The sequence below is a fragment of the Pseudoalteromonas sp. 78C3 genome (assembly GCF_002836695.1).
GTDB classification, from domain to species: domain Bacteria; phylum Pseudomonadota; class Gammaproteobacteria; order Enterobacterales; family Alteromonadaceae; genus Pseudoalteromonas; species Pseudoalteromonas arctica.
In genome coordinates, this window is the sequence record NZ_PJAV01000018.1 from 1 (window position 1) to 3563 (window position 3563).

The 3563-nt window shown below is 36.7% G+C and carries 5 protein-coding genes and 1 pseudogene; 2 read left to right on the plus strand and 4 right to left on the minus strand.

Annotated features, from left to right (window positions below; genetic code table 11):
* From CXF76_RS20745 to CXF76_RS00440, 4 genes and pseudogenes are all read right to left on the minus strand, one after another.
* Positions 1-206: pseudogene (locus CXF76_RS20745) on the minus strand (hypothetical protein); the annotation flags it as partial.
* Between the two features lie 55 nt (positions 207-261).
* On the minus strand, positions 262-1164 hold the full coding sequence (locus CXF76_RS00430; RefSeq protein ID WP_004588886.1) for a cation diffusion facilitator family transporter: 903 nt from the start codon (positions 1162-1164) through the stop codon (positions 262-264).
* Entirely contained in the window at positions 1151-1882 is a 732-nt protein-coding gene (locus CXF76_RS00435) for a transglutaminase-like domain-containing protein (RefSeq protein ID WP_004588887.1), read from the minus strand. Before CXF76_RS00435 ends, CXF76_RS00430 begins: the two co-directional genes overlap by 14 nt.
* A gap of 55 nt (positions 1883-1937) precedes the next feature.
* Positions 1938-2552, minus strand: coding sequence for a cation transporter (locus tag CXF76_RS00440; protein WP_004588888.1), 615 nt, complete (start codon positions 2550-2552; stop codon positions 1938-1940).
* Between the two features lie 77 nt (positions 2553-2629).
* Between CXF76_RS00440 and CXF76_RS00445 the strand changes: the two genes are divergently transcribed.
* Positions 2630-3019 (plus strand): Cd(II)/Pb(II)-responsive transcriptional regulator, encoded by a 390-nt coding sequence (locus CXF76_RS00445; RefSeq protein ID WP_004588889.1) that lies wholly within the window; start codon positions 2630-2632, stop codon positions 3017-3019.
* 42 nt (positions 3020-3061) lie between these two features.
* Positions 3062-3439 carry a MerR family transcriptional regulator gene (locus CXF76_RS00450; protein WP_004588890.1) on the plus strand — a complete coding sequence of 126 codons (378 nt, stop codon included), beginning with the start codon at positions 3062-3064 and terminating at the stop codon, positions 3437-3439.
* Positions 3440-3563: the final 124 nt, after the last annotated feature.

Here is a 3563-nt window from a genome sequence, read left to right on the forward strand (position 1 = left end):
CCGCAGTGATGACAATCTTTTTCATTATGCTGCTCATCACCTACATTATCATTTGAGACATTTCGATCATCTGCATGATCATGTTGAATTTGAAGGTGCTCTATATCTATTTGGTGATTCTCAGGTGTTGCGGATACAACAGCAGTTAACGATTGCAAAACAATCGAAACGACTAATAGTATTTTTAACGCAACATTGAATTTCAAAATAAACACCTACTTAAATATGAAAAATTATAATATCAAAAAAAGGTTTTCTAAACTAGCCATGCGCATGTTTTTCATGCTCGTCACGGCAAGTTTCTTGAGGAAACTCAAACTCAATGGTTGTATGAGATAAATTATAAGAAGAAAGTTCCTTAGCCACTTGTTGTTTTAGCCTAATTAATTTATCAACCTCAAAGTTATGGGCTAACTCTAGGTGAGCAGTTAATACGTGACTTTCCCCGTCTAATGACCAAAAGTGCATATGATGAATCCCATTAATTTCAGGTATAGCCTTTATCGCTTTTTCAATATTATTCTGCACTTCTTCATCAGGTGTAGCTTGAAGAAATAGTGCCAATGTTGTTTTCAGGTTTTTCAAAACGTTAAACAATATAAACAGTGTAAAGCCTATAGAAAGCAAAGGATCTAATATTGGTAGATCTACAAAAAGCAGCACGATAGAAACAATTAGGACTGCAACCCAGCCAAGTACGTCTTCAAGCAAATGCCACGTAAGTACTTTTTCGTTCAGCGTTTTACCCGCTTTTAGTTTAAATACTGCATACCCATTAACAGCAACCCCAAGTAATGCAAGACCCAACATTCCTTCAGCCATTGGCATTTCAGGATTAGATAATCTTGGTATTGCTTCAAATAGCACCCAGACAGAACCAATAACTAATACAATACTGTTAATTAATGCGCCAAACAGGGTAAGACGACGATAGCCATAGCTAAATCTATCGGATGCTTCTTTATCCGAGAAACGACTCAGTATCCAAGCGAATCCTATAGATAAACTGTCACCCAGGTCATGTACAGCATCAGCCATAATAGCGGTACTGTTGGTTAGCCAACCACCAATAAATTCGATAATAGTAAATGAAACATTAAGGAAAAATGTCCAACCTATACGGTCGTCTTTTCCATGCGAATGGCTATGGCTATGATTGTGCATTTTCCACCTCAAGAACTTTTAAATTTCTTACATTGACTACGTTAAAATTGATAAAGTGACGGATCACTCGTTGATACATCCAACGTTTGATTCCTGATAAGTTAGTTCCTTTTTCGAGATAAAACTCATCAGGGGAATTATAAACACCAAAATCATCATGAATACCTTCTTTTTGTATATAGGTATCTTGACCACGCCAATCTGTATCTGGCGAAGAGAAACACTTTGTTGCAACACCATAACCACAAAATTCGTTTTTTATTTGACTAAATTTGTGCTGTAGTGAACTTAAATATTGTTCATCTAATATAAAGCCTTCTAAGTTTATCCAACGATCCTTGAAATAAACTTCAATCCAACTATGAATGATATATTTAGGTGCTAACCAAAATACATAAGTTGGAATAGCTCCTTTTTGTAATCGCTGCTCAATAGTAAAGCCGTGAAAACGACATTGAATACCTAATCCTCGTAACAAAGCCATCAGCAAGTTACCCTTGGTATTGCATTGTCCGTAACCATCGGCTAAAACACTGCTTGCTGAAATATCATCACTCTCATTGTAACCAAATAATATTTCATCTTTAACAAATTGGTAGGCTGCACCAATTTTGTTGAAGTCATCGAGTTCTTGCCAATTACGCTCAGAAATTAATGATTGAATTGTAGAGTGTTCAAAATTTACTATCTTGGTTTTTTCTAGATATTTGCTATTCATTGATGTTTCCTTACTTTGAACAACCAAAGGTTGATTGTTTATCTTCATTTGGTGTTTAACGTGTTTTCTCAGCAACAGCTAATTCTTGTTTAGCATCGCTTAGTATTCGGTAAGCGCCTCGAAGAATTAACATTGAAATGATGCTACCAATGACGATATCAGGCCAACGCTGTTTCAGCACCATAACGAGTATGCCTGCGATAACGACACCAAGATTTGCAATTACATCATTCGCTGAAAATATCCAGCTAGCTCTCATATGTACTTCATCGTTGTTGTGCTTTCGAATAAGGATGAGACAAATCACATTTGCAACTAAAGCAACCATGCCTACGCCAATCATAAACCAAGAGTGAGGCTCACTTTCACCATACAGCCTTCTAGCAATATCCATTAGAATTAGCACGCCTAACCCCAGTTGGAAATAGCCACTCACTAAAGCAGCATTAGCCTTATGTTGGATTGACTTTCCCACCGCGTATAGTGCAATTGCATAGACGATTGCATCCGCTAGCATGTCTAACGAATCTGCAATTAAAGCCGTTGATTCTGATAACCAACCAAAGCCAATTTCAAAAACAAACATCGAGGCATTGATAGCCAGAAGCCAATAAAGCACCGTTTTTTGCTGGTTATCTTTTAGCTCAACTTCACACCCACAATCGCTCATTTTCATCTCCGATTAACTTGTATGCTCTAACTATAAATCCTATAGTGACTATAGGGTCAAGTTTATTTGGAAATTTTATGAAAATTGGTGAGTTATCGAAAACATCGGGGTATTCAGTACAAACCATCCGATATTATGAAAAGGAGGGCTTGCTGTCAGATCCTGATCGCACTGAAGGGAATTTCAGGTTGTATTCTAATAAGGCATTTAAAGAGCTAGAGTTCGTAAAGCATTGTCGAAGTTTAGATATTCCGCTTAATGATATTAAGCGACTCATTGAATTAAAAAACAAGCCAGAGGAGAGTTGCTCTAGTGTAAATGCATTAATTGATCGGCAACTAACTTTAGTTAATCAACGAATGAAGGAATTGAATGCACTCAAAAAAGAGTTAAAACTAATGGCAAGCTCTTGCGGGTCTGACGGTACAATTGAAGTCTGTGGCATTATCAAGTCATTAGATAGTTGAACTAAATATAACTTTAGATTAGTAGTATTCACAAAGGCAATAATGAAAACCATTGGCAAATTAGCACAATCATTAAATTTAAATGTAGAAACCATTCGTTTTTATGAACGAGAAGGACTGATTACACAACCTGAAAAACCAATATCTGGTTATAGACAATATGACGAATCAATAGCAGGACAACTTAGGTTTATCACAAAAGCCAAAGCGCTCGGCTTTACGTTAAGAGAAATAAAATCGCTAATGTCTATGGACAGCAACTGCGCTCAAGTTGAGCTATTAAACCGACAAAAGTTAGCAATCATTCGAGACAAAATTAATGACCTTCAACGTTTAGAGAAAGTAATTGTGGGTATGACAAATACCTGTATGCAAAACGAAGATCCAACACATTGCCCCATAATTGACTCATTAAAATGATTGACTCCGTACTTGTATACGGAGTTTAGAATGATGGTAATATCAACCAATAGACTTTCAAATGATAAATAAAATATTAGACAGAGTAGGCTCTAGTGGCGTTTGGCTAGCGGCACGGCCTGCC

Coding starts and splice junctions, on each gene's coding strand:
- CXF76_RS00450 (WP_004588890.1), top strand. CDS start 3,062: ATGAAAACCATTGGCAAATTAGCACAATCATTAAATTTAAATGTAGAA.
- CXF76_RS00440 (WP_004588888.1), bottom strand. CDS start 2,552: ATGAGCGATTGTGGGTGTGAAGTTGAGCTAAAAGATAACCAGCAAAAA.
- CXF76_RS00435 (WP_004588887.1), bottom strand. CDS start 1,882: ATGAATAGCAAATATCTAGAAAAAACCAAGATAGTAAATTTTGAACAC.
- CXF76_RS00445 (WP_004588889.1), top strand. CDS start 2,630: ATGAAAATTGGTGAGTTATCGAAAACATCGGGGTATTCAGTACAAACC.
- CXF76_RS00430 (WP_004588886.1), bottom strand. CDS start 1,164: ATGCACAATCATAGCCATAGCCATTCGCATGGAAAAGACGACCGTATA.